General features: G+C 71.5%; 23 protein-coding genes. 12 read left to right on the top strand and 11 right to left on the bottom strand.

What is annotated here, in order from left to right:
* Positions 1-161 precede the first annotated feature (161 nt).
* From ACT541_RS13705 to petA, 3 genes are read right to left on the bottom strand one after another with little or no spacing between them, the layout of a single operon-like run.
* Entirely contained in the window at positions 162-1,025 is an 864-nt protein-coding gene (locus ACT541_RS13705) for a cytochrome c1 (RefSeq protein WP_476137645.1), read from the bottom strand.
* 26 nt (positions 1,026-1,051) lie between these two features.
* Positions 1,052-2,281, bottom strand: coding sequence for a cytochrome b (locus ACT541_RS13700; RefSeq protein WP_476137644.1), 1,230 nt, complete (start codon positions 2,279-2,281; stop codon positions 1,052-1,054).
* A gap of 22 nt (positions 2,282-2,303) precedes the next feature.
* A complete protein-coding gene (petA, locus tag ACT541_RS13695; RefSeq protein ID WP_476137643.1) occupies positions 2,304-2,828 on the bottom strand; it encodes a ubiquinol-cytochrome c reductase iron-sulfur subunit in 525 nt (174 codons plus the stop codon).
* A gap of 334 nt (positions 2,829-3,162) precedes the next feature.
* On the opposite strand from petA, the gene ACT541_RS13690 reads away from it, so the two are divergent.
* Together ACT541_RS13690 and hemF are read left to right on the top strand one after the other, a co-directional pair.
* On the top strand, positions 3,163-3,669 hold the full coding sequence (locus ACT541_RS13690; protein WP_476137642.1) for a tRNA (cytidine(34)-2'-O)-methyltransferase: 507 nt from the start codon (positions 3,163-3,165) through the stop codon (positions 3,667-3,669).
* 5 nt (positions 3,670-3,674) lie between these two features.
* A complete protein-coding gene (hemF, locus tag ACT541_RS13685; RefSeq protein WP_476137641.1) occupies positions 3,675-4,586 on the top strand; it encodes an oxygen-dependent coproporphyrinogen oxidase in 912 nt (303 codons plus the stop codon).
* Between the two features lie 4 nt (positions 4,587-4,590).
* Here the strand turns inward: hemF and ACT541_RS13680 are convergent, their stop codons facing one another.
* The 5 genes from ACT541_RS13680 to ACT541_RS13660 form a co-directional block, all read right to left on the bottom strand.
* A complete protein-coding gene (locus ACT541_RS13680; RefSeq protein ID WP_476137640.1) occupies positions 4,591-5,763 on the bottom strand; it encodes a GGDEF domain-containing protein in 1,173 nt (390 codons plus the stop codon).
* 146 nt (positions 5,764-5,909) lie between these two features.
* Positions 5,910-7,175: a CCA tRNA nucleotidyltransferase gene (locus ACT541_RS13675; protein WP_476137639.1), complete on the bottom strand. Its 1,266-nt coding sequence runs from the start codon at positions 7,173-7,175 to the stop codon at positions 5,910-5,912.
* Positions 7,172-7,438 carry a DUF6111 family protein gene (locus ACT541_RS13670; RefSeq protein WP_476137638.1) on the bottom strand — a complete coding sequence of 89 codons (267 nt, stop codon included), beginning with the start codon at positions 7,436-7,438 and terminating at the stop codon, positions 7,172-7,174. Before ACT541_RS13670 ends, ACT541_RS13675 begins: the two co-directional genes overlap by 4 nt.
* A 12-nt stretch (positions 7,439-7,450) precedes the next feature.
* Complete coding sequence (locus ACT541_RS13665; RefSeq protein ID WP_476137637.1) at positions 7,451-8,134, bottom strand: CoA pyrophosphatase; 684 nt, start codon at positions 8,132-8,134, stop codon at positions 7,451-7,453.
* Entirely contained in the window at positions 8,131-8,754 is a 624-nt protein-coding gene (locus tag ACT541_RS13660) for a DUF1285 domain-containing protein (RefSeq protein WP_476137636.1), read from the bottom strand. The genes ACT541_RS13665 and ACT541_RS13660 overlap by 4 nt, the downstream gene beginning before the upstream one ends.
* A 134-nt stretch (positions 8,755-8,888) precedes the next feature.
* Between ACT541_RS13660 and ACT541_RS13655 the strand changes: the two genes are divergently transcribed.
* From ACT541_RS13655 to ACT541_RS13640, 4 genes are read left to right on the top strand one after another with little or no spacing between them, the layout of a single operon-like run.
* Positions 8,889-9,899 (top strand): AAA family ATPase, encoded by a 1,011-nt coding sequence (locus ACT541_RS13655; RefSeq protein WP_476137635.1) that lies wholly within the window; start codon positions 8,889-8,891, stop codon positions 9,897-9,899.
* A 14-nt stretch (positions 9,900-9,913) separates the two neighbouring features.
* The gene (locus ACT541_RS13650) at positions 9,914-10,891 is read left to right on the top strand and encodes a DUF58 domain-containing protein (protein ID WP_476137634.1); all 978 of its coding nucleotides are present in this window, start codon (positions 9,914-9,916) and stop codon (positions 10,889-10,891) included.
* Complete coding sequence (locus tag ACT541_RS13645; protein ID WP_476137633.1) at positions 10,888-13,728, top strand: DUF4159 domain-containing protein; 2,841 nt, start codon at positions 10,888-10,890, stop codon at positions 13,726-13,728. Before ACT541_RS13650 ends, ACT541_RS13645 begins: the two co-directional genes overlap by 4 nt.
* Before the next feature lie 16 nt (positions 13,729-13,744).
* Positions 13,745-15,847 (top strand): hypothetical protein, encoded by a 2,103-nt coding sequence (locus tag ACT541_RS13640; RefSeq protein ID WP_476137632.1) that lies wholly within the window; start codon positions 13,745-13,747, stop codon positions 15,845-15,847.
* Here ACT541_RS13640 and ACT541_RS13635 read toward each other — a convergent pair.
* On the bottom strand, positions 15,828-16,331 hold the full coding sequence (locus tag ACT541_RS13635) for a GNAT family N-acetyltransferase (RefSeq protein ID WP_476137631.1): 504 nt from the start codon (positions 16,329-16,331) through the stop codon (positions 15,828-15,830). The two genes, ACT541_RS13640 and ACT541_RS13635, sit on opposite strands and share 20 nt — an antisense overlap.
* A gap of 261 nt (positions 16,332-16,592) precedes the next feature.
* Positions 16,593-17,063: an NUDIX domain-containing protein gene (locus ACT541_RS13630; protein ID WP_476137630.1), complete on the bottom strand. Its 471-nt coding sequence runs from the start codon at positions 17,061-17,063 to the stop codon at positions 16,593-16,595.
* A 246-nt stretch (positions 17,064-17,309) separates the two neighbouring features.
* On the opposite strand from ACT541_RS13630, the gene ACT541_RS13625 reads away from it, so the two are divergent.
* The 6 genes from ACT541_RS13625 (at position 17,310) to folK (ending at position 20,711) form a co-directional block, all read left to right on the top strand.
* Positions 17,310-17,432, top strand: coding sequence for a hypothetical protein (locus ACT541_RS13625; RefSeq protein ID WP_476137629.1), 123 nt, complete (start codon positions 17,310-17,312; stop codon positions 17,430-17,432).
* Between the two features lie 130 nt (positions 17,433-17,562).
* Positions 17,563-18,462, top strand: a complete 900-nt coding sequence (locus ACT541_RS13620; RefSeq protein WP_476137628.1) for a metallophosphoesterase family protein — start codon at positions 17,563-17,565, stop codon at positions 18,460-18,462.
* A gap of 11 nt (positions 18,463-18,473) precedes the next feature.
* Positions 18,474-18,956 (top strand): YbaK/EbsC family protein, encoded by a 483-nt coding sequence (locus ACT541_RS13615; protein WP_476137627.1) that lies wholly within the window; start codon positions 18,474-18,476, stop codon positions 18,954-18,956.
* A gap of 90 nt (positions 18,957-19,046) precedes the next feature.
* Positions 19,047-19,865 (top strand): dihydropteroate synthase, encoded by an 819-nt coding sequence (folP, locus tag ACT541_RS13610; RefSeq protein ID WP_476137626.1) that lies wholly within the window; start codon positions 19,047-19,049, stop codon positions 19,863-19,865.
* Entirely contained in the window at positions 19,862-20,230 is a 369-nt protein-coding gene (gene folB / locus ACT541_RS13605; RefSeq protein ID WP_476137625.1) for a dihydroneopterin aldolase, read from the top strand. Before folP ends, folB begins: the two co-directional genes overlap by 4 nt.
* Complete coding sequence (gene folK, locus ACT541_RS13600) at positions 20,223-20,711, top strand: 2-amino-4-hydroxy-6-hydroxymethyldihydropteridine diphosphokinase (RefSeq protein ID WP_476137624.1); 489 nt, start codon at positions 20,223-20,225, stop codon at positions 20,709-20,711. The genes folB and folK overlap by 8 nt, the downstream gene beginning before the upstream one ends.
* Here the strand turns inward: folK and ACT541_RS13595 are convergent.
* Positions 20,704-22,269: a phospholipase effector Tle1 domain-containing protein gene (locus ACT541_RS13595; RefSeq protein ID WP_476137623.1), complete on the bottom strand. Its 1,566-nt coding sequence runs from the start codon at positions 22,267-22,269 to the stop codon at positions 20,704-20,706. The genes folK and ACT541_RS13595 overlap by 8 nt on opposite strands.
* Positions 22,270-22,357: the final 88 nt, after the last annotated feature.

Raw genomic sequence — 22,357 nt, 5'->3', positions numbered from 1 at the left:
CGAATGGGGCGGCAGGTTAGGAGCCGACCGCGACGACGCCAAGAACGCCCGCCGCATGGCCGCTGCCCGGACGGCCCGATGCCCGGATATCCGCCGACGACGAAAAAGGGCCCCCGGTCGCCCGGGAGCCCTTCTTGCGATGTCGTGCCTCGGACGGCGCCTCAGTGGGCGACGTTCGACCACACCTTGCGCTTCGACAGGTAGAGAAGACCCGCGAAGACCACGAGGAACATGATCGCCTTGAGGCCGGTCGACTTGCGGGCCTCGAGCTTGGGCTCGGCGGTCCACATCAGGAAGGCCGCGACGTCCTTGGCATACTGCTCGACGGTGCCCTTGGTGCCGTCGGTGTAGGCGACGATGTCGTCCGTCAGCGGGGCCGGCATGGCGATGCAGTTGCCGCCGATGAACGACTGGTTGTACTGCAGCGCACCGTCGCAGGTGATGCCGTGGGGCGCGTCGACGTAGCCGGTGAGCAGGCTGACGACGTAGTCCGGACCGGCTTCCGCATAGAGCGTGAAGGGATCGGTCAGGAAGCCGGTGCCGCGATGGGCGGCACGCGCCTTGGCGATCAGCGAGAGATCCGGCGGCAGGGCGCCACCGAAGCTGTCGCGCGCCGCCTCGTCGTTCGGGAACGGCGCCGGGAACTTGTCCGAGGCGCGGCCGGCGCGATCGAACATGGCACCCTTGTCGTTCGGGCCGTCCTTGACCTTGATCTCGGCGGCGAGCGCCTTGGCCTGGTCGAAGGTGAAGCCGGGACCGCCTTCGTCCGCGAGGTTGCGGAAGGCGACCAGGTTCATCGAATGGCAGTTGGCGCAGACTTCCTTGTAGACCTTGTAGCCGCGCTGCAGCTGGCCCCGGTCGAAGCGGCCGAAGGGGCCGGCGAACGACCAGGAATAGGTGTTCACCACCGGGCCGTGCGCAGCGGTCTCGGCCGCCGACGCCGGGGCGGCGAAGGCGATGCCGGCCAGGAGCGCGGCAGCGCCGAGCGCCCGGACGACCTTGGAAGCGGAGAGGATCGTGTTCATGTCTATGTCTCCCGATCTCTACCGTTTCAGTGCGCGTTCTTGGCGAGAACGGCGGCGGTGACCGATTCCGGCAGCGGACGCGGCTTCTCGATGAAGCTGAGCACCGGCACGATCACCAGGCAGTGGAGGAAGTACCAAGCGGTCAGGATGCGCGACGCGATGACGTAACCGCCCTCGGCCGGCTGCGAGCCGAGATAGCCGAGACCGATGCCGCAGGCGACGAAGATCCAGAAGAACTGCTTGAACAGCGGGCGATAGGTCGCCGACTTGACCGGCGAACGGTCGAGCCACGGCATCACGAACATCACCGCGATGGCACCGAACATGGCGATGACGCCGCCGAGCTTGTCCGGGATCGAACGCAGGATCGCGTAGAACGGCAGGAAGTACCATTCCGGAACGATGTGCGCCGGGGTGACCATCGGATTGGCCGGGATGTAGTTGTCCGGGTGACCCATGTAGTTCGGGCTGTAGAACAGGAACCACGAGAACAGGATCAGGAACACCGACATCGCGAACGCGTCCTTGACGGTCGCGTAGGGCGTGAAGGGCACGCTGTCCTGCTCGGTCTTGAGTTCCACGCCGGTCGGGTTGTTCTGGCCGACGACATGCAGCGCCCACACGTGCAGGATCACCACGCCGACGATCACGAACGGCAGGAGATAGTGCAGCGAGAAGAAGCGGTTGAGCGTCGGGTTGTCGACCGAGAAGCCGCCCCACAGCCAGGTCACGATCGGCTCGCCGACCAGAGGAACGGCCGAGAACAGGTTGGTGATGACGGTGGCGCCCCAGAAGGACATCTGGCCCCACGGCAGCACGTAGCCCATGAAGGCGGTCGCCATCATCAGGAGATAGATCACCACGCCGAGGATCCACAGGATCTCACGCGGCGCCTTGTAGGAGCCGTAGTAGAGACCGCGCAGGATGTGGACGTAGACGGCGATGAAGAACATCGACGCGCCGTTGGCGTGCATGTAGCGCATCAGCCAGCCCCAGTTCACGTCGCGCATGATGTGCTCGACGGAGTTGAAGGCGAGGCTGATGTGGGGGGTGTAGTGCATCACCAGGACGATGCCGGTGATCAGCTGCACGGCGAGCATCATCGAGAGGATCGCGCCGAACGCCCACCAGTAGTTCAGGTTGCGCGGCGTCGGATAGGCGACGAAGCTGTCGTAGCCGAGACGAACGATCGGCAGGCGGGCGTCGAGCCAACGCGTGAAGCCGTTCGAAGGCGAATAGGTCGAATGACCGCTCATGTCTTGCTCTCCCTCGACGGCGTCAGCCGATCTTCACGACCTTGTCGGACAGGAACTCGTAGGGCGGAACCGGCAGGTTCAGCGGCGCCGGGCCGGCATGGATGCGGCCGGAAGCGTCGTAGACCGAGCCGTGGCACGGGCAGAACCAGCCGTCGTACTCGCCGGCGTGACCGGTCGGAACGCAGCCGAGATGGGTGCAGACGCCGACGACCACGAGGATGTTCTCGTGACCCTTCTTGACGCGGTCGGCGTCGGACTGCGGGTCCTTGAGCGCCTTCGTGTCCATCGCGGCGAGCTTCTTCAGCTCTTCCGGCGTGCGGTTGCGCACGAAGACCGGCTTGCCGCGCCACTTGACGGTGATGATCTGGCCCGGCGCGACGGCGGAGATGTCGACTTCGGTCGAAGCCAGCGCCAGCGCCGAGGCGTCGGGGTTCATCTGGTCGATGAACGGCCAGGCGACGGAGGCGACGCCCACGGCGCCGACGGCGCCCGTGGCGATGTAGAGGAAGTCGCGGCGCGACGGTTCTGCGGTGTCCAAGGTAGCCAAGGTCGGATCCTCGCGATTCGTGTCGTCGGATCGAACGTCCCCGCCATGCCCGCCGCCGTCGCTCGGAGGACCTGCGTCCTTCGACTTGCCGACGACCTGACACGTGAGGAGAATTCACGCGAAAGAAGGACACCGAGAGCCTGCGCCCCCAGTCTCCGATCGGCCGCCGTTTTGACACCGGTCAAACGCAATGTCCAGCGTCGCCGGGCGTTTCCGGCCTCAGACCTTGGAATTGTTTCATTTGAAATGTCTCATTGGGTGAACGGCTTGCTCCCGCCCTCCGCGACCGAAACGCCCACCTAAGCAACAACACTTATCGACGATGAAACGAGCCATGATTTCCGCCCCGTCCGACGAGGCATTGTCCGACCTCCGGCTGGCCCTCTACCAGCCCGACATCCCGCAGAACACCGGAACGCTGCTGCGTGCCGGCGCCTGCCTCGGCGTGGCGGTCGATCTGATCGAGCCGGCCGGCTTCGCCGTGACCGACCGCAACCTGCGCCGCGCCGGCCTCGACTATCTCGACGAGGCGATGCTGACGCGCCACGACGACTGGTCCGCCTTCGACGCCGCCCGCCGTGCCGCCGGTCGCCGCCTCGTGCTGCTGACGACGAAGGGCGACACCGACTATCGCGACTTCGCCTTCCGGCCCGACGACGTGATCATGGTGGGGCGCGAATCGGCCGGCGTTCCCGATGCCGTGCACGAGACCGCCGACGCCCGCCTGATCGTGCCGATGCGACCGGGCATGCGCTCGCTCAACGTCGCCATTGCCGCGGCACTGGTCCTCGGCGAGGCCCTGCGCCAGATACGTCGACGCTCCGACCCCGCACGAGGATGACCCGTTTGGCCCCGACGCCCCCGCCCGCTTCGCCGCTCCCCGTCGATCTCGAGACGAAGAAGGCCGCGACCACCCGCTGGTTCGAAGCCCTGCGCGATCGCATCACCGCCGCCTTCGAGGCACTGGAGGACGAGATCGCCACGCCGAACGTCGACGCCGCCCCCGGCCGTTTCGTCCGCACGCCGTGGGAGCGCACCGACCACACCGGCACACCCGGCGGCGGCGGCGTGATGGCACTGATGCACGGCCGCGTCTTCGAGAAGGTCGGTGTCCACGTCTCGGCCGTCCACGGCACCTTCGCGCCGGAGTTCCGTAAGGAAATCCCCGGCGCCGAGGAGGATCCGCACTTCTGGGCCTCGGGCATCTCGCTGATCGCCCATCCCTGGAACCCGCAGGTGCCGACCGTCCACATGAACACCCGCCACGTGGTGACGACGCGGCGCTGGTTCGGCGGCGGTGCCGACCTGACGCCGGTGCTCGATCGCCGGCGGACCCTCGACGATCCCGATTCCGTCCGTTTCCACGCCGCGATGAAGGCCGCCTGCGACCCCCACACGGTCGCCGACCACGCCCGCTTCTCGAAATGGTGCGACGAGTATTTCTTCCTGCCCCATCGCAACGAGCCGCGCGGCATCGGCGGGATCTTCTACGACCGGCTGGACACCGGCGACTTCGAGGCCGACTTCGCCTTCACCCGCGACGTCGGCACCCGCTTCCTCGAGGTCTATCCCGAGATCGTGCGGAGAAACGGCACGGCCGCCTGGACCGACGCCGATCGCGAGGAACAGCTGGTCAGGCGCGGGCGCTACGTCGAGTTCAACCTGTTGTGGGACCGCGGCACGGTCTTCGGCCTGAAGACCGGCGGCAACGTCGCCTCGATCCTGTCGTCGCTGCCGCCGCTCGCCAAGTGGCCGTGAGGCCTCACGCCACCCGACGCGCGTCGAGGACGAGCGATCGATCGAGGATGTCGTCGGGCGACGTCGCCACCGGTGGCGAGACGCGGTTGCGCCCGGCGCGCTTGGCGGCATAGAGCTCGGCATCGGCCTCGCCGAGAATGTCGGCGAAGGGCAGCGACGCGTCGACCACGCCGGCGGCGCAGCCGATCGACACGGTGACGACCCCGCCGGGCGTGCCCTCGCCATGGGGGATGGCGAGCCGTTCGATCGCCTGGCGGATGCGTTCGCCGACCCGCTGGGCGGCGACGAGATCGGCCCCCGGCAGAACCGCGAGGAACTCCTCGCCGCCGAACCGGCCGACCAGATCGTCGCGGCGACGGACCTGGACGCCCACCACCCGCGCCACCGCGGCGAGACAGTGATCGCCGGCCTGATGGCCGTAGAGGTCGTTGAACTGCTTGAAGCAGTCGACGTCGATCATCATCACCGCGACCGTCTCGGCCTCCGACTGCGATCGCTCGGCGAGCGCCGGCAGACGCATGCCGATCGAACGCCGATTGGCCAGTCCGGTCAGCGGGTCGACCTCGCTCAGCACCCGGAGTTCGTCGGCGCGATGGGTCAGGCGATGGGCCGCGAGTTCGGCTCGGATACGCGCACGGTGGCTGCGGTCGAGTTCGGTCTGATGAGCGATGCCGGCCACGAAGGCGACGAGCACGACGCAGGTCAGGATGGTCGCCACACCGATGTCGCCGACGTCGCGCTGCGCGCAGCCGAGTGCCGCCAGCCAATAGGCGGCGAGCCCGAGCGTCGCCGTCACCGCCGCCACCATCGGACGCGGTCGCACGAAGAGGCCGAGATGGACGAGCGGCAGGACCGCGACGGCCTCGAACAGCCGATGGTCGCCGTTCGTCTCGTTGTGATCGACGAGCAGCGTCACCAGGACCGCCATCAGCATCACCCCGGCGGCGACCACGTCCGAGCGCTCGCGCCGCGACAGTTCGCCGACCCGCATGGCGACGAACAGTGCCCAGGGGAGCACCAGCCCGACATGGGCGATCACCGCCCAGACCGACGCCGCACGCATCGCCGTCGCTTCGACCACGGGAACGAGGCCCCACCAGGTGGCGAACCAGATCATGGCCCGGCCGATGCGACCCGCATCCAGCGTGCGCCGATCGTTCGCCCAGCGCAGTTGCACGAGCGATTCGATACGATCCCAACCTTCCGTTGCGGAAGTGCCTGGAGTATCGAAATGGGATGCCTCGGCGAGATCGACCATGGCCCGGTTGCACCATCGAGATGTTGCGATGGTGCCATCATGCGGACGGGGTCTTCAGGCGGGTTTTATGGCTTCGGTAAAATGCGTAGCAAATGCCGATTTGCCCGTTCGAGAAGTGCGGCGCGGTCGGACCGGAAGTCCTCGGCCTCCCAGAAGTCGGCGATTTCCGCCAGCACGCGGCCGATCGCCGGCCCGCCCTTCGCCCCCGATGCCAAAAGGTCGCGCCCCGAAATCGGCAGCACCGGCACCGGCCTTTCCACGGCTTCCGCGAGCCGCGCGCGAGCCTCACCCGCGTCGATCCGGGCCCGCGCATGGGCGAGGACGATCGCGTCGCACGTGCCCTGCCGGCCGCGGCGATGGAGCAGACGGTCGATGCCCGCCGCCCCCGCACCCGGCACGACCGCCCGTCCGCCGACGACCGCGGCGACCATCCGGTCGCGCGCCGCGTTGGAGAGCCGCAGCCGTTCGGCGAGCGCCACGGCGTCGCCCTCGGTCCAGGCTGCGAGCGCCGCGAGGAACAGCGCCGCATCCGCCGCCGTCCGCTGTGGCCCGCCGGAAAGGCCCGCGAGCGCATGGACACGGGCGAAGCCGCCGAGATCGACGGCGCGGCCGAAGACCCGTTGGGCGATCCCCGCGTCGCTCATCGTCGCCAGCGTCGCCGGTGCCCCGACGGCGGGCACGAGCTTCGTCGTCTCCTGCCCGATCCGCTCCGCCGAGAGACCGGCGAGCCCGTCGCGCGCCGCGATCGAGGCCGCGAGCCCTTCGGCGTCGAGCGGCCCGACCCCGTAGGCGGCATGGAAGCGGAAGAAGCGCAGGATGCGCAGAGTGTCCTCGGCGATCCGCTGCCCGGCCGCGCCGATGAAGCGCACCCGCCGGGCGTGACAGTCGGCGATGCCGCCGACGAAGTCGTGGACCACCCCGTCGAGCGAGACGTAGAGCGCGTTCATCGTGAAGTCGCGGCGATGGGCATCGACCGACCAGTCGCGCCCGAAGGCGACGGTGGCATGCCGCCCGTGGGTCTCGACGTCCTGCCTGAGCGTCGTCACCTCGAAGGGATGGCCCTCGACGACCACGGTCACCGTGCCGTGCTCGATGCCGGTCGGCACCGGCTTCAGCCCGGCCGCCTTCGCCCGTGCCACCACCACCTCGGGCATCGCGTCGGTCGCGACGTCGACGTCGACGACCGGAACGCCCATCAGCGCATTGCGCACCGCGCCGCCGACCACCCAGGCGGTGTCGCCGTCGCGCGCGATCGCGGCGAAGAGACGATGGAGACGCGGATCGCGCAGCCAGTCGGCCTCGATCTTCGTCGCCGTCGCGGCCCGTCTCATGGCGCCCCCCGACGGATGCCTCCGGGCACCAGATGGCCGTTCTCGAAGCGATCGGGCACATAGGTGCCGTCCGCCTCGCCCCCCTCGAAGGCGACCAGCACGAAGAAGGCGGCAATCGTGAGCGCCAGCCCCGCCAGCGTCAGCTTGAACAGCGGCGCGCCGTCGAAGACGCGTCCCTCCCGCGACCGCAGCGCATGCACGAGCCCCCAGGCCAGGAAGGGCAGGAGGAAGAGACCGATCTGGATCGCCAGCAGGCGGATCATGGGATGCCCTCGTCAGTCCGGCGTCGCCTCGCCCGAGGCCGGCATACCCGGCGCCGGCGGCGCACCGCGACCCCAGGTCCGCTCGTAGATCTGGCGGATGATCCCGGCGGTCACACCCCAGATATAGCGATCCCCGAAGGGCATTTCATAGAAATAACGCCGCCGCCCCTGCCATACCCGGTTGCCGACCCGGTGGTTGGCCCCGCTCATCAGGAAGCCGAGCGGCACCTCGAAGACGTCCGCCACCTCGCCGGGGTTGGGGAAGAGGCGCAGACCCGGCCGGACCAACCCGATCACCGGCACGATGCGGTAGCCGGAATTCGAGGCATAGGGCGGAAAACAGCCGAGCGGCACGACGTCGGCGCGGTCGAGGCCGACCTCCTCCTCCGCCTCGCGCAGCGCCGTCTCGATCGGACCGGCGTCGTCGCGATCGATCTTGCCGCCGGGAAAGGCGATCTGCCCGGCATGACTCGCCAGATGCTCGGTGCGCTGCGTCAGGATGACGCCGGCCTCGCCCGGATGGGTGACGATCGGCACCAGCACGGCGGCGTCGCGCAGGCGGGCCGGCGGCGCGAGCCCGGGATTGAGCGTGGTGTCGCCGAAGGGCGCGACCGCCGGCAGGAGGCCCGCGTCGTCGACGAGATGCGCCGCGATCCGCGCCGCGAACCCGTCCGCCGTGAAGTCCTCACCGCTCATGCGAGCCTCTCGAGATCGGCGGCCGGCGCCATGGGGAAGAAGACCCCGGCCGAGCGCACGCCGAACCAGGCCACGCCCTCGACCGCGGCCTCCTCGCCGAGCTCGACGAGTTCGTGGAGCACCGCTCGGGTCAGCCGCGCCTCGAGCCGGCCGCGCACCAGCACATAGGGCTTCAGCCCCTGATTCGCCGGATCGACGACGAAGCGCAGCGGGTGCTCGCGATCGACCACGACGACGTCGCCGACGTTGGTGCGCAGGGCCAGCACGGTCTTGCCGTCGCGCGTCTCGGTGGCGAGATCGACGGCGAGGAAGGGCACGTCCTCGACGGTGATGCCGCATTTTTCCACCGGCGTGACGAGATAGGTCCGCCCGTCCTCGTCGCGCCGCAGCACGGAGGCGAAGAGCCGCACCATCGCCTCGCGGCCGATCGGCGTGCCGCAGTAGAACCACGTCCCGTCGGCGGCGATGCGCATGTCGATGTCGCCGCAGAACGGCGGATTCCAGCGCTCGACCGGTGCCGGTCCGCGCGTCGCCCCGTCCGTTCCGAAACGCGCCGCGAGGCCGGCGATGCCGCCGCCCGCCGTGCCGCCCGTCGTCGTGCCACCCTTGTTCTCGACCATGGTCTCGCCATCTCCCCGTCGCAGGGTCGGACCCGTCGGGTCCGGTTTTCGTGGGTGCCTTCCGCCGCCGATCCTGTCAAACTCCGCAGCGTCGGAAAAGCCGTCCGGCCCGCACGCCAACTCCGAGACCCTTCATGACGTCCACCACCGAGCTCGCGTCCCCCCAAGCCATCGTCGCCCGCGCCGAAGCCGCCATCGAACGTCTCGGACGGGTCCGCGAAGGGATCGGTCGCGTCGTCTTCGGTCAGGAGGCGGTCGTCGACCGCACGCTGGCGACCATCCTGTCGGGCGGCCACGGCCTCCTCGTCGGCGTCCCCGGCCTCGCCAAGACGCGGCTGGTCGAGACACTGGGCACCGTACTCGGTCTCGACACCCGGCGCATCCAGTTCACGCCCGATCTGATGCCCTCCGACATCCTCGGCTCGGAAGTGCTCGATCAGGCCGCCGACGGCACCCGCGCCTTCCGCTTCGTCGAAGGCCCGGTCTTCACCCGCCTGCTGATGGCCGACGAGATCAACCGCGCCAGCCCCCGCACCCAGTCGGCGCTGCTCCAGGCGATGCAGGAGGCCCACGTCACCATCGCCGGCCAGCGCCGCGACCTGCCGCAGCCGTTCCATGTGCTCGCCACCCAGAACCCGCTGGAGCAGGAGGGCACCTATCCGCTGCCCGAGGCCCAGCTCGACCGTTTCCTGATGCAGATCGACGTCGACTGGCCCGATCTCGCCACCGAGCGCAAGATCCTGGTCGAGACCACCGGCACCCGTCAGGCCACCGCCGAGCCGGTGCTGACGGTCGAGGAGTTGGTCGATCTCCAGGCCCTCGTCCGCCTGATGCCGGTCGGCGAGACGGTGGTCGAGGCGATCCTCGCCCTCGTCCGCTCCGCCCGCCCGCCGGAGGGCGGTGCCGAGCGCGGCGATCCCGCCGGCGCCGTCGCCTGGGGCCCCGGCCCGCGCGCCGGTCAGGCCCTGATGCTGACGGTGCGCGCCCGCGCGCTGCTCGCCGGTCGCCTCGCTCCCGACGTCGGCGACGTCGTCGCGCTCGCCGAGCCGGTCCTGCAGCACCGCATGGCGCTGACCTTCGCGGCGCGTGCCGAGGGCGCGACGGTGCGCGACGTCGTCGCCCGCCTCGCCGCCCGCCTCGGCTGACCGGGAGAGATCCCTTGTCCCTCCCCCCCTTCGCCCGCGCCTTCGTCCGACCGCCCGCGCGGCCGGCGACGCGCGCCGAAGGGGACCGCTACACCCATGCTCCACTGATCGCCGGTCGCCGGTTGGCCGACGCCCTGCCCGACCTGCTGGTCGAGGCGAGCCGCGTCGCCGCCACCGTCTCGGCCGGCTGGCACGGCCGCCGCCGCGCCGGATCGGGCGAGACCTTCTGGCAGTTCCGCCCCTGGCAGTCCGGCGAGAGCACCCAGGCGATCGACTGGCGCCGCTCGGCCCGCGGCGACGATCTCCACGTGCGCGAACGCGAATGGGAGGCGGCGCAGACCGTCTTCGTCGCCGTCGATCTCTCCGGCTCGATGGACTGGCGCTCGCATCTCTCCCCCGTCGGCAAGCTCGACCGCGCGCTGGTGCTCGCCCTGGCGCTCGCCGATCTCCTCGGCCGCTCCGGCGAACGGGTCGGCATCCCCGGCCTGCTGCCGCCGCGCGCCGACCGGCAATCCGCCGAACGCCTCGCCGAGGCGCTCGCCCGCGCCCCCGACGGCCTCTTCGATGCCGCCGCCCCCGTCGGCCCGCGCGCCGAGGTGGTGGCGATCGGCGATTTCCTCGACGCGCCGGACGCGATCGAGGCCCGCCTCGGCCGCTGGACCGCCGAGGGCGCCCGCCTCCACGCCCTGCGCATCGTCGACCCGGCCGAGGCGTCGCTGCCGTGGTCCGGCCGCGTCGACTTCCGCGATCCCGAGACCGGCGAGCGTTTCGAGGGCCGCCGCGCCGAGGCGCTCGCCCGCGGCTGGGCCGATCGCTGGACCGCCCACGGCGAGGCGCTCGCCGCCATGGCCCGCCGCCACCGCTGGAGCCTGGTGACGCATACGACCGACCGGCCGGCGACCGAGGCGCTGCTCGCCCTCCACGCGAGCCTCGGCGGCGCCCGCCACGGCTTCGCCGCCCGCGCCCGACACGCCGCGGAGGACGGGCGATGAGCGCGCTCCTCTCGCTCGGCTTCGCCGCCCCGGCGGCACTGCTGGCGCTCCTCGCCCTACCGGCGCTGCTGTGGCTGCTGCGCCTGACGCCGCCGCGGCCGAAGACCGTCGACTTCCCGCCGACCGCGCTGATGCGCGACCTCGTCGACCGCGAGGAGACGCCGGCCCATACCCCGTGGTGGCTGGTCGCGCTGCGCATCGGCGTCGTCGGCCTGCTGGCGCTCGCGCTCGCCCACCCCTTCCTCGGCCCCGGCCCGAAGGACGACGGCCGCGACGGCCCGCTGTGGCTCGTCCTCGACGACGGCTGGCCGTCGGCACCGCGTTGGGAGGAGACCCTCGCCGAGGTGACGAACCGCCTCGACGCGGCCGAGGCCCGCGGCCGGTCGGTCGTCCTCGCCGCCACCGCCTCGGGTGCCGACCACGTCTTCGCCCCGCGCTCCGTCTCCGACGTCCGTCGCGACCTCGCCGTGCTCGCCCCCCGCCCCTGGGCCGAGGACCGCGCCGGCCTGATCGAAGCGCTGGCGAAATCGGCCGAGACCACGCCGCCCGGCTCCGTGGTCTGGATCGCCCATGGCAGCGACCTTTCCGCCGACGACGCGACCAGGCGCTTCGCCGCCGATCTCGCCCGCATCGCCAAGGGCGCACCGGTCACCCTGTCGCTGCCCGACCGGGTCGACACCGTCGCCGTCGAGAAACTCGAGAACGGCGCCGACGGCCTCCGCGTCGGCCTCCTGCGCATCGATGCCGGCCCCGCCGATCAAGGCCGCTTCGCCGCCTTCGACCGTCGCGGCCGCAGCCTCGCCGAAGCCGACTATGCCTTCGCGGCGGGCGAGCCCCGAACCGAACTGAAGCTCGACCTGCCGCTCGACCTCGCCAACGACGTCGCCCGCGTCGAGATCCTCGACCGCCGCTCCGCCGGCGGCGTCCGCCTCGTCGACGACCGCTGGCGCCGCCGCGCCGTCGGCCTCGTCTCGGGGGCCGGTTTCGAGCGCGACCAGCCGCTGCTCGCGCCCACCCACTATCTCCAGGCGGCCCTCGCCTCCTTCGCCGACGTCCGCAAGCCCCGCGCGGCGGAGACCGACGCGGCGATCCGCGAGCTGATCGCCGCCGGCGTCTCGGTCATCACCCTCGCCGACGTCGGCACCCTGCCGCCCGAGACCGCGAATGCCCTCCTCGGCTGGGTCGAGGGCGGCGGCGTGCTGCTGCGCTTCGCCGGGCCGAAGCTCTCAGGCCTCGCGCCCGACGATCCGCTGGTGCCGGTGGCGCTGCGCCGCTCGGAGCGCGCGCTCGGCGGGGCGCTGTCGTGGTCGAGCCCGCGCGGCCTCGGCCCCTTCGCCGAGACCGGCCCCTTCGTCGATCTCACGGCGCCGAAGGACGTCCGCGTCACCCGCCAGATCCTCGCCGAACCCGGCCCCGATCTCGCCGCCCGCACCTGGGCGAGCCTCGACGACGGCACGCCGCTGGTCACCGCAGCCACCCGCGGTCGCGGCCGCGTCGTGCTGTTCCACGTCGGCGCCGACACCGCCTGGTCGGACCTGCCGCTTTCCGGCGTCTTCCCCGAGATGCTCGCCCGCATCGTCGCCCTCGCAGGGCTCCCCCGCGAACCCGGCGCCGAGGCGCGCACCGACGCCGCCCGGCCGACGACGCTGCCGCCCTGGCGCCTGCTCGACGGCTTCGGCCGCCTCGGCGCCCCCGGAGCCGAAGCCCGCCCGGTCGACGTCGCGGCGATCGCCACGCTCGCCCCCGACCGCCGCCATCCGCCGGGCCTGTGGGGCCGCGACGATCGGCTCGCCGCACTCCAGACCCTGCCGAACGGCGCGACACTCGCCCCCCTCGCCCCAAGGCTCGATGCTCTGTCCCCGACGATCGTCGCCCGCGGCGGTGCGGTGGCGACGCCGCTCGCCCCGGGGCTGCTCCTCGCCGCGATCGCCCTCGCCCTGATCGACGGCCTCGTCGTTCTCGTCCCCGCGCTCGGCCTGCGCCTCCCCCGCCGGGCGCCGACGACCGCCCTCGTCGCCCTCGCCGTCGCCGGCCTCGTCGCGCTCGCGCCCGGCCCAGCGCGTGCCGAAGGCCCGCCGGTGCCCGAGACCACCCGCGACGCCGCACTCGCCCCCCGCCTCGCCTGGGTCGCGACCGGCGATGCTTCGATCGACGACATCACCCGGCGCGGCCTCGAGGCGCTGTCGCGCACGCTCGCCGACCGCACCTCCTTCGAGCCGGCGGAACCCGTCGCCGTCGATCCCGCCCATGACGATCTCTCGGTGCTGGCGCTGATCTACTGGCCGGTGACGCCGAGTGCCGCGGCGATCGCGCCCTCGACCCTCGCCCGCGTCGATGCCTTCATGCGCGGCGGCGGCACCGTCGTCTTCGACACCCGCGACGCCGACGAGGCCGATGCGCTCGGTGCCGGCCGCACCACCCCCGCCGGTGCGGCGCTCAGGCGCATGCTCGCCGGCCTCGACCTGCCCGAGCTCGAGCCGGTCCCCCCTGACCACGTCCTCGGCCGCACCTTCTACCTGATGCAAGGCTTCCCCGGCCGCTTCGACGGCCGCGTCTGGGTCGAAGCGACGAGCCGCGACGAGGCGAGCACCCCGGAAGGCCGCGCGGTCCGCACCAGCGACGGCGTCTCGCCGATCCTCGTCACCGGCAACGACCTCGCCGGCGCCTGGGCGCAGGGCGACGACGGATCGCCGCTGCTGCCGATGGCGACGTCCGATCGCCGCGGCCGTGAAATGGCGCTCCGCACCGGCGTCAACCTCGTGATGTATGTGCTGACCGGCAACTACAAGGCCGATCAGGTCCATGTCCCCGCCCTGCTCGAGAGGCTCGGCCGATGAGCGAGGACAGGACCCGATGAGCTGGAGCCTCGGCTTCGCCCCCTTCGTCGATCCCTGGATCGTCTTGGCGATAGGCCTCGCCGCGGTCGCGATCGCCGGTCTCGGCCTCGCGCTTCGCCGCCGCGGCGCGGTGCTGCGCGCCGTCGCCCTCGCCCTGCTGGTCGCGGCGCTCTCCGGCCCCGAGATCCGCCGCGAGGCGCGCGAGACGCTGCCCGGCGTCGCCGTCGTGCTGACCGATCGCTCCGCCAGCCAGCGCCTGCCCGGCCGCGAGGCGACGACCGAGGCCGCCCGCGTCGCGCTCATCGAGAAGCTGAAGGCCGTCCGCAATCTGGAGGTCCGCGAGGCGATCTTCGACGATCGCGAGACCCCCGGCGAGGGCACCCGCCTGTTCGAGGCGCTGTCGCGGACGCTCGCCGACGTGCCGCCCGAACGCGTCGCCGGCGTCGTCGCGATCACCGACGGCGAGGTTCACGACGTGCCGCCGACGGCCGCGGCGCTGGGCTTCCGCGCCCCCGTCCATGCGCTGATCACCGGCCGCGCCGACGAGATCGACCGCCGCCTCGTCGTCCTCTCCGCCCCGCGTTTCGGCCTCGTCGGCAAGACGCAGCGCCTGTCGTTCCGCGTCGACGACGAGGGCACGACCGGCCCGCGCCCGCCGGTCACGGTGACGCTCGGCCGCGACGGGACCGAGATCGCCCGCGCCCGCGTCGTACCCGGCCAGCCGTTCCATTTCGACGTCGACGTGCCGCATGCCGGCGAGATCCTGTTCGAGGCGGCGGTCGAGCCGCTCGCCGGCGACGTCACGCCGCTCGACGACCGCGCCGTCGTGTCGCTGCGCGGCGTGCGCGAGAACCTGCGGGTGCTGTTGATCTCCGGCGAGCCGCATCCCGGCGAACGCGCCTGGCGCAACCTGATGAAGTCCGACGCCTCGGTCGACCTCGTCCACTTCACCATCCTGCGCCAGCCCGAGAAGCAGGACTTCGTGCCGGTCAACGAACTGGCGCTGATCGCCTTCCCGACCCGCGAGCTGTTCCAGGAGAAGCTCGGCGAATTCGATCTCGTCGTCTTCGACCGCTATCGCCGCCGAGGACTTCTGACCTGGGCCTATTTTCGCAACATCGTCGAGCGGGTGAAGAACGGCGGCGCCGTGCTGGTCGCCGCCGGCAACGATCTCGCCGACCCCGACGGGCTGATGGACACGCCGCTCGCCGAGATCCTGCCGGCGACGCCGCTCGATCGCACCGTCGAAGAGGCCTTCCGCCCGCGCCTCTCCACCGTCGGCGCCCGCCATCCGGTGACGCGCGACCTGCCGCAGGGCGGCGCCGATCCCTCCTGGGGCCGCTGGCTGCGCGCATCGGCGGTGCGCCCCACCGACGATGCCCAGACCCTGCTGACCGGACCCGAGAACCTGCCGCTTCTGTCGATCGCCCGGCGCGGCAAGGGCCGCGTCGGCCTCATCGCGTCCGATCAGGTCTGGCTCTGGGCGCGCGGCTTCGACGGCGGCGGCCCGCACGGCGCACTGCTGCGCCGGCTGGCCCATTGGCTGATGCAGGAACCCGACCTCGAGGAGGAGACGCTGCGCGCCGGCTCCGACGGCCGCACCATCGCCGTCGAACGCCGGACGCTGGGCGATGCCGTCGCCCCGGTCCGCCTCGTCGACCCGACCGGCAAGGAACACGTCGCCACACTCGCGTCCGAGGCGCCCGGCCTGTGGCGGGCGAGCCTGCCGGCCGACGTTCCGGGCCTTTGGCGCGCGTCGGACGGCACGCTCGCCGCCCTCGTCCACGTCGGCCCCGCCGATCCGCTCGAGTTCACCGCCATGCGCTCGACCGAGGCGAAGCTCGCGCCGATCGCCGCGGCGACCGGCGGCAGCGTGCGTCGTCTGTTGCCTTCCGGGGCGAGCGAACCGGTCGTCCCCGGCGTCGCGCTGCGCGAGAGCATCGGTGGCGCGGCGGGCCGCGACACGCTCGATCTCCTCGCCTCGCGGGCGGTCGTCACGACGGGGGCGGAGACGACGCGGCTCGCCTCGGGTCTCGCCGCTGCCGCCCTTCTCTTCGCCCTCTTCGCCGCCGCCTGGTGGCGCGAGGGTGGCCGCGGCGTCAGGAACCCGCGCGACTGACGTCGCCGCAGACCGCCTCGAAGGCGCCCTCGACGAGACCGGCGACCAGCACCCGGCGCGGATCGACCGGACCGGGCAGGCGCACCTTGTCGGGCGCCACGTGGTGGAAGCCGAAACGGCCGTAATAGGGCGGATCGCCGACCAACAGCACCAGCCGATGACCGGCGGCGCGCGCCCGTTCCAGCGTCGCCCGGACGAGCCGGCCGCCGATGCCACGGTTCTCGAAGTCGGGATCGACCGCCAGCGGCCCGAGCAGGAAGGCGGCGTCGGTGCCGATGGTGATCGGCGTCATGGTGACCGAGCCGGCGAGCCGGCCGCCGACCAGCGCCACCAGCGACAGGTCGGGATCGGCCGCCACGCCCTCGCGCAGACGCGAAGCGGTGCGCACGAAACGACCCGGCCCGAAGGCATGGTCGTGCAGGGCTTCGATCGCGGGAAGGTCGGCGGCCGTCTGGGGCCGAATTTCAGGATTGGAATGGGGCATCGGGGGCGTTTTCCGGGTCGTCGTGTCGATCCGTCGCGCCACCGCCGGCGCCCTTCCGGCCGCGCGTCCTCAGGGGAACGCGGGCGACGAGGCGCGGCACGGCGCGACAACGGCGTGGGCGGAGCCACGTCGTTCGGTTCGTCGTCGCAGGGAAACGGCCGTCGGCTGCATCGATACTCTCTCGTCACCCCGGTCGCGGGGTTCGAAGGCGGTTACACGACCGCGCCCGCCCATGCAAGAGGCAAGCGGCAAAACCGGGCATCACCACTCGCGCGCCGGCGGGCGACCCTCGACGAATTCGGCGATCCGCCGTGCCGTCGCGCCGGTGATGCCCTCGGGCAGCAGGCCGGGTGCGAAGAAACCGACCTCGGCGATCTCGCCGGGGCGGGCGAAGGCCTGCACCTCGTCGGTGTCGCAATGGAAGAAGGCGACGTGATCCCGTCCCGACACGCGGGGGTTGACATGCAACGAGATCAGACGCGGCCGGCCGGCGATGCGGATCGCGGTCTCCTCGAAGACCTCGCGCACCGCGGCCTCCGCCGCCGATTCGTGCGCCTCGACGCCACCCCCGGGGAAATACCAACCCGGCACGTAGCCGTGCCGGACGAGCAGGACGCGACCGGACGGATCGGTGACGAGCGCGCGAACGCCCAGCGTCGTGCGCGCCGAAAACCGCGCCTTGAGAATGGCCAACCGCTTCGCCGCGGCGCCGATCATGGGCCAGTCACGCATTCTTCACCCTGTTTTCCCTTCGTGGGGACTGCTTATCGTGAAAACACGGCCATTTTCCGCCGTCATGCACCGCATGCATGGGTGATCGACGGGCAGGCCTCTGTCTCATTTTTCGGCAATTGCATATATCTCGTGCATTCGATTTGCCCGAGGCGCTGCCGCTTCGATCCGCAACGGACCGAAGTCAACGTCGACCATGCCTCAAACCTGGTCGGCCCGCTCGCCCGAAAGAATGGACGTACCAAGATGTTCTCGCTGTTCCGCCGCAAGGCCCGCAAGGCTCCCGAGGCCGCCTATCAGTGGAAGCCGGCCCTGGACCTGACCGACCCGCGCGTGTCGGCCATCCTGCTGACCTTCGGCCGCGCCTGATCCGGGCCGCCGATCTCGATCTCGAAAGGGCGATGCGCGCCGCGCATTGCCCTTTTTTTGTGCCTGCCTCGGAGCAGTTCCGACGCATGGCCGGCTGGACGCTGCGCGGCGGGAGCGGTAGTTCGGTCTGATGTTTCGGCTCGCCCATGTCTCCGACCCTCACCTCGGCCCGATGCCCGACGTTCGCCCGCGCGAGCTGATCGGCAAGCGCGTGCTCGGCTGGATCAACTGGCGGCTGAACCGCGGCCGCGGCGGCATGCGCCCGGCGGTTCTCGACGCCCTCGTCGCCGACCTGCGCGCCCAGGCCCCCGACCACGTCGCCGTCACCGGCGACATCGTCAACATCGCGCTGGACGCCGAGCTCGAACCGGCCCGCCGCTGGCTCGCCTCGCTGGGCGCCGGCCGCGACGTCTCCGCCGTGCCGGGCAACCACGACGCCTATGTCCCGGGCGCGCTGAAGCGCACCTCGGAGGCCTGGGGCGCCTTCATGAAGGGCGACCACGACGCCGGCGATCATCACCGCTGGCCCTTCCTGCGCCGCCGCGGCCCCGTCGCGGTGATCGGCGTGTCGTCGGCCGAGGCGACGCCGCCCTTCATGGCCACCGGCCGTTTCGACGCCGGTCAGGCGCTGCGGCTGGCCGAACTGCTCGACCACACCGCCCACGAGGGCCTCTATCGGGTGGTGCTGATCCATCACCCGCCGGCGAAGAAGCCGATCCACTGGGCCGGCCGCCTGATCGGCACCGAGCGCATGCGCGAGGTGATCCAGCGCCACGGCGCCGAGCTGATCCTGCACGGCCACACCCATCGCGGCACGCTGGAATGGCTCGCGGGTCCCGAACGACAGGTCCCGCTGGTCGGCGTGCCCTCGGCCTCGCGCACGCCCGGTCCCGGCCGCCGCGGCGCCGGCTGGAACCTGTTCGAGATCGACGGCGGCCCCGGTGCCTGGCGCACCACCCGGATCGAGCGCGGCTTCGCCGACGCCGGTTCCGGTGTCGTCGAGATCTCGCGCGCGAAACTCCTGCCCTGAGAGACGCCGTGATGACCGAGACCGCGCTTCCCGACAGTGCCGCCCGCGTCGCCGCCGCCGCCCGCACCCTCGGGCTGGCGATCGCCGTGCGCGAGATGCCGGATTCGACCCGCACCGCCGAGGAGGCCGCCGCCGCCTGCGGCTGCGCCGTCGCCCAGATCGTCAAGTCGTTGGTCTTCCGCGGCAAGACCTCGGGCAAGCCGTGGCTCTTCCTCGTCTCCGGCGCCAACCGGGTGAACGAGAAGGCGGCCGAGGCACGGATCGGCGAACGCGTCGTCCGCATGGACGCCCGCGAGGTGCGCGACGTCACCGGCTATGCCATCGGCGGCATCCCGCCCTTCGGCCACGCGACGCCGCTCGCGACGGTGATGGACGAGGACCTCCTCGCCTTCGACACCGTCTGGGCCGCCGCCGGCACGCCCTTCGCGGTCTTCTCCGTCGCGCCGCGGGCGCTGGCGGAAGCCGTCGGCGCGACGATCACCCGCGTCGACTGAACGGATGGACCGACCGCGTCGGCCGATTTCGCCTCGCCTCGCGCCGCCGGTGGCGCTAGAGGTGGAGCCTTCGACAGTCCGGGAACCGCCATGGGTCGCCTCGCCGAACTCCTGCCCGCCCTCGGCCGGCGCACGCTGGTGATGGGCATCCTCAACGCCACGCCCGACAGTTTCTCCGACGGCGGGCTCTGGCACGAGCGCGACGCCGCCCTCGCCCATGCCCACGCGATGATCGCGGAAGGTGCCGACATCCTCGATCTCGGCGGCGAATCGACCCGTCCCGGCCACACGCCCGTCTCGGCCGAGGACGAGATCGCCCGCGTGGTGCCGATCCTGGAGTGCCTCGCCCCCGACTGCCCGGTGCCGATCTCGATCGACACGTTCAAGGCGAAGACGGCCGAGGCCGCCTTCCGCGCCGGCGCGACGATCCTCAACGACGTGCGCGGCCTGCAGTACGACCCCGACATCGCCCGCGTCGCGGCCGACCACCGCGCCCCGGTGATCGTCATGCACGATCGCGACATCTCCGAGAGTCGTGTCGACGTCGTCGCCGATCAGCTCGACTTCTTCCGCCGCTCGATCGACATCGCGCTTTCCGCCGGCATCGCCGAGGACGACGTGGTGATCGATCCCGGCATCGGCTTCGGCAAGTCGGCCGAACAGGACCTCGCGGCCCTCGCCCGGCTCGACGAGCTGAAGGTGCTCGGTCGGCCGATCCTGCTCGGCACCTCGCGCAAGCGTATCGTCGGCCGCATCCTCGACGTGCCCCCGCCCGAACGGCTCCACGGCACGATCGCCACCAATGTCGTGGGCGCGTGGCTCGGCGCGGCGATCCTGCGCGTCCACGACGTGAAACCCCATGTCGACGCCGCCCGCGTCGCCGACGCCGTCATCCGGAGCCGCCCATGAGCGATCGCATCGTCCTGACCCGCATCGCCGTCTACGCCTATCACGGCCTCCACGCCGAGGAGGAACGGCTCGGCCAGCGCTTCTACGTCTCGCTCGACTGCGGGCTCGACCTGCGCCCGGCCTCGACCACCGACGACTGGAAGAAGACGGTCTCCTACGACCGCCTCGCCAAGATCGTCGTCGACACCGCGACCGAACGGCGCTTCTCGCTGATCGAGGCGCTGGCGGAAGTGATCGCCGGCAAGATCCTCGAGACCTGGCATCAGATCCACACCGTCACCGTGCGGGTGGAGAAGCCGGCGGCACCGATCCCGACCATCCTCGAGGGCGTCGCCATCGAGATCGAGCGCAAGCGCGATGCCTGACGCGCTGATCGGCCTCGGCGGCAATCTCGGCGACGTCACCGCGACCTTCCGCGCCGCCCTCGCGGCGCTCGAGGCCGGCGGTTGCCGCCTTCTCGCCGCCTCGTCGATCTGGAAGACGCCACCCTGGGGGCGGACCGATCAGCCGGCCTTCCTCAACGCCTGCATCCGGGTCGAGACGGCCCTCGAGCCGCGCGCCCTGCTCGAGCTCTGCCTTTCGACCGAGACCGCGCTCGGCCGTGTCCGTACCGAGAAATGGGGCCCGCGCACGCTCGACCTCGACGTGCTCGACGTCGACGGACGCGCCGTCGACGAGCCGGGGCTGGTCCTGCCGCACCCGTTCCTCGCCGAACGCGCCTTCGTGCTCCTGCCGCTGGCCGAGATCGTGCCGGAGCAGACGATCGCCGGCCGCCGCGTCGCCGACATGGCGGCGGCGGTCGACGCCTCCGGCCTCGAACGGATGGGACCGCTCGTCGTCAGCTGAAGATCCGCTTCGCCGTGTCGACCAGCCGCGCGATCGGCGAAGGCCGCGTCGCCGTGCGCGTCGCCTCGGGCGCCTGCCATTCGGCCGGATAGTGGCTCGCGACGTCGGGATGATGGGCGAGCGGCGGCGGCAGATAGGGATAGTCGCGCCAGTAGACCGGCACCACCGCCTCGTCGAATCGGGCGAGGACGGACGGGTGCAGCACCGCCGCGACCGGCCCCGCCGCCGACAGCAGCACGCAGTTGCGCTCCATCTTCGCCCAGGTCATGCCCATCTGCAGCTTGGCCGGGATCAGCCGGCCGAGACCGAGCGGGATCGCGCCGACGAGATCGTCGCGCGCCGACTTGCGCTCGTCGTGCTGCGGCCCGGCGTGATCGGGGAAGATCGTCAGCCGCGCGGCGTTGACGATCGGCGCGCCGGGCAGCCGCGCCATCTCGTCGAGCATCCAGCGCAGCGCCGTGTCGGAGAGTCCCGCCTCGTTGTCGGGATAGGAGCCGCCGACGTCGGAATGGACCCCGGCGAACCACACCTGCTTCAACCGCGCCGGCTTGCCCTCGGCTTCGGCGAGATCGTCGTCGGTGAACTCCTCCCAGGGCACCAGCTGGAAGTCGAAGCGGTTCTCGTCGATCGAGATCGCATGGCGGGCATGGCCGACGCCCGAGCCCAGCACCCGGTCCTTGAAGGCGAGCTGCATCCCCGACAGGAAACCCGCCCGCCCGGCCTTCTGGTTGAACCAGAGGACGAGGGCGAAGAGCACCACCGCCGTCGCGAGGCCCGCTGCGCCGAACAGTGCCCCCTGGAGTACCCTGCCGACGATCGGCGCCGTCGCCGGCCCGCCGCAGATCCAGCGGACCAGCCAACCCGCGAGAGCGAACAGCACGGCGAGGGCGCCGCCGATCGGGATCGCCGCCCGGACCGCCCGGGTCGAGAGCCCGATCGAGGCGACCGTATCGAAGACGCCGATGAAATGGGGGCTTCCCGGCGCCGCCTCGTAGTCGTCCCGGAAGGCCTCCGCCCGCCGCTTGCGCTCCGCGTCGATCGCCGCGACGTCGACGCCCGGCTTACGCCGCCTGATGTTGCCGTATTTGTAGACCGCCACCGCGTCCGCGGCGATCGCCCGCAGACTGGTGTCGTCGCGGCGCAGCGGCGTGCCGTCCGGCATCTCGGTCGGGATACCGACGAGGCCGAGCACGCCGGCGACCGCCCGGACCGTATAGGCGCCGCGGCTGAAGCCGATCAGCCAGATCCGGTCACCCGGCCGCCACAGGCGCAGGATCGCGCAGTAGCAGTCCTCGATGTTGCGGGTGATGCCGAGGCCGGTCGCTCCGGCGAGCACGTTGTAGATCTTGCGGAAGATGCCGACCTTGAGCTCCGCTCCGTCGGCCGGTGAGCCGAGACCGGGGTCGTAGAAGGCGACCTGATCCTTCGGCGAGATGCCGTTCTGCTGATCGCTGCGCGTCGCGGCGAAGAGCTTGTAGACGTTGGAGCGTTCCTCGTCGGGCAGCAGCCCGCCCGCCTGACCGGTACCGTCGGAGAAGATCAGGATGTTTTTCGCCATGACGCTGCCCTCCCGTCGCGGACGGCAGGCATGGTGAGCCCGTTCGACGCGCGAAGCAACGTCGAATTGCGGTACTTTCGGACTACAA

It is taken from the genome of Pinisolibacter sp. DMC100 (assembly GCF_056313705.1).
The sequence above is the reverse complement of the archived record's forward strand: the minus strand, read 5'-3'. Positions and strand labels throughout refer to the sequence as shown.

Bases quoted from the DNA above. Each gene is read 5' to 3' on its own strand.
- ACT541_RS13705 (WP_476137645.1), bottom strand. From the start codon at position 1,025: ATGAACACGATCCTCTCCGCTTCCAAGGTCGTCCGGGCGCTCGGCGCT.
- ACT541_RS13700 (WP_476137644.1), bottom strand. From the start codon at position 2,281: ATGAGCGGTCATTCGACCTATTCGCCTTCGAACGGCTTCACGCGTTGG.
- ACT541_RS13690 (WP_476137642.1), top strand. From the start codon at position 3,163: ATGATTTCCGCCCCGTCCGACGAGGCATTGTCCGACCTCCGGCTGGCC.
- ACT541_RS13675 (WP_476137639.1), bottom strand. From the start codon at position 7,175: ATGAGACGGGCCGCGACGGCGACGAAGATCGAGGCCGACTGGCTGCGC.
- ACT541_RS13670 (WP_476137638.1), bottom strand. From the start codon at position 7,438: ATGATCCGCCTGCTGGCGATCCAGATCGGTCTCTTCCTCCTGCCCTTC.
- ACT541_RS13665 (WP_476137637.1), bottom strand. From the start codon at position 8,134: ATGAGCGGTGAGGACTTCACGGCGGACGGGTTCGCGGCGCGGATCGCG.
- ACT541_RS13660 (WP_476137636.1), bottom strand. From the start codon at position 8,754: ATGGTCGAGAACAAGGGTGGCACGACGACGGGCGGCACGGCGGGCGGC.
- ACT541_RS13655 (WP_476137635.1), top strand. From the start codon at position 8,889: ATGACGTCCACCACCGAGCTCGCGTCCCCCCAAGCCATCGTCGCCCGC.
- ACT541_RS13645 (WP_476137633.1), top strand. From the start codon at position 10,888: ATGAGCGCGCTCCTCTCGCTCGGCTTCGCCGCCCCGGCGGCACTGCTG.
- ACT541_RS13640 (WP_476137632.1), top strand. From the start codon at position 13,745: ATGAGCTGGAGCCTCGGCTTCGCCCCCTTCGTCGATCCCTGGATCGTC.
- ACT541_RS13635 (WP_476137631.1), bottom strand. From the start codon at position 16,331: ATGCCCCATTCCAATCCTGAAATTCGGCCCCAGACGGCCGCCGACCTT.
- ACT541_RS13630 (WP_476137630.1), bottom strand. From the start codon at position 17,063: ATGCGTGACTGGCCCATGATCGGCGCCGCGGCGAAGCGGTTGGCCATT.
- ACT541_RS13625 (WP_476137629.1), top strand. From the start codon at position 17,310: ATGTTCTCGCTGTTCCGCCGCAAGGCCCGCAAGGCTCCCGAGGCCGCC.
- ACT541_RS13620 (WP_476137628.1), top strand. From the start codon at position 17,563: ATGTTTCGGCTCGCCCATGTCTCCGACCCTCACCTCGGCCCGATGCCC.
- ACT541_RS13615 (WP_476137627.1), top strand. From the start codon at position 18,474: ATGACCGAGACCGCGCTTCCCGACAGTGCCGCCCGCGTCGCCGCCGCC.
- folP (WP_476137626.1), top strand. From the start codon at position 19,047: ATGGGTCGCCTCGCCGAACTCCTGCCCGCCCTCGGCCGGCGCACGCTG.
- folB (WP_476137625.1), top strand. From the start codon at position 19,862: ATGAGCGATCGCATCGTCCTGACCCGCATCGCCGTCTACGCCTATCAC.
- folK (WP_476137624.1), top strand. From the start codon at position 20,223: ATGCCTGACGCGCTGATCGGCCTCGGCGGCAATCTCGGCGACGTCACC.
- ACT541_RS13595 (WP_476137623.1), bottom strand. From the start codon at position 22,269: ATGGCGAAAAACATCCTGATCTTCTCCGACGGTACCGGTCAGGCGGGC.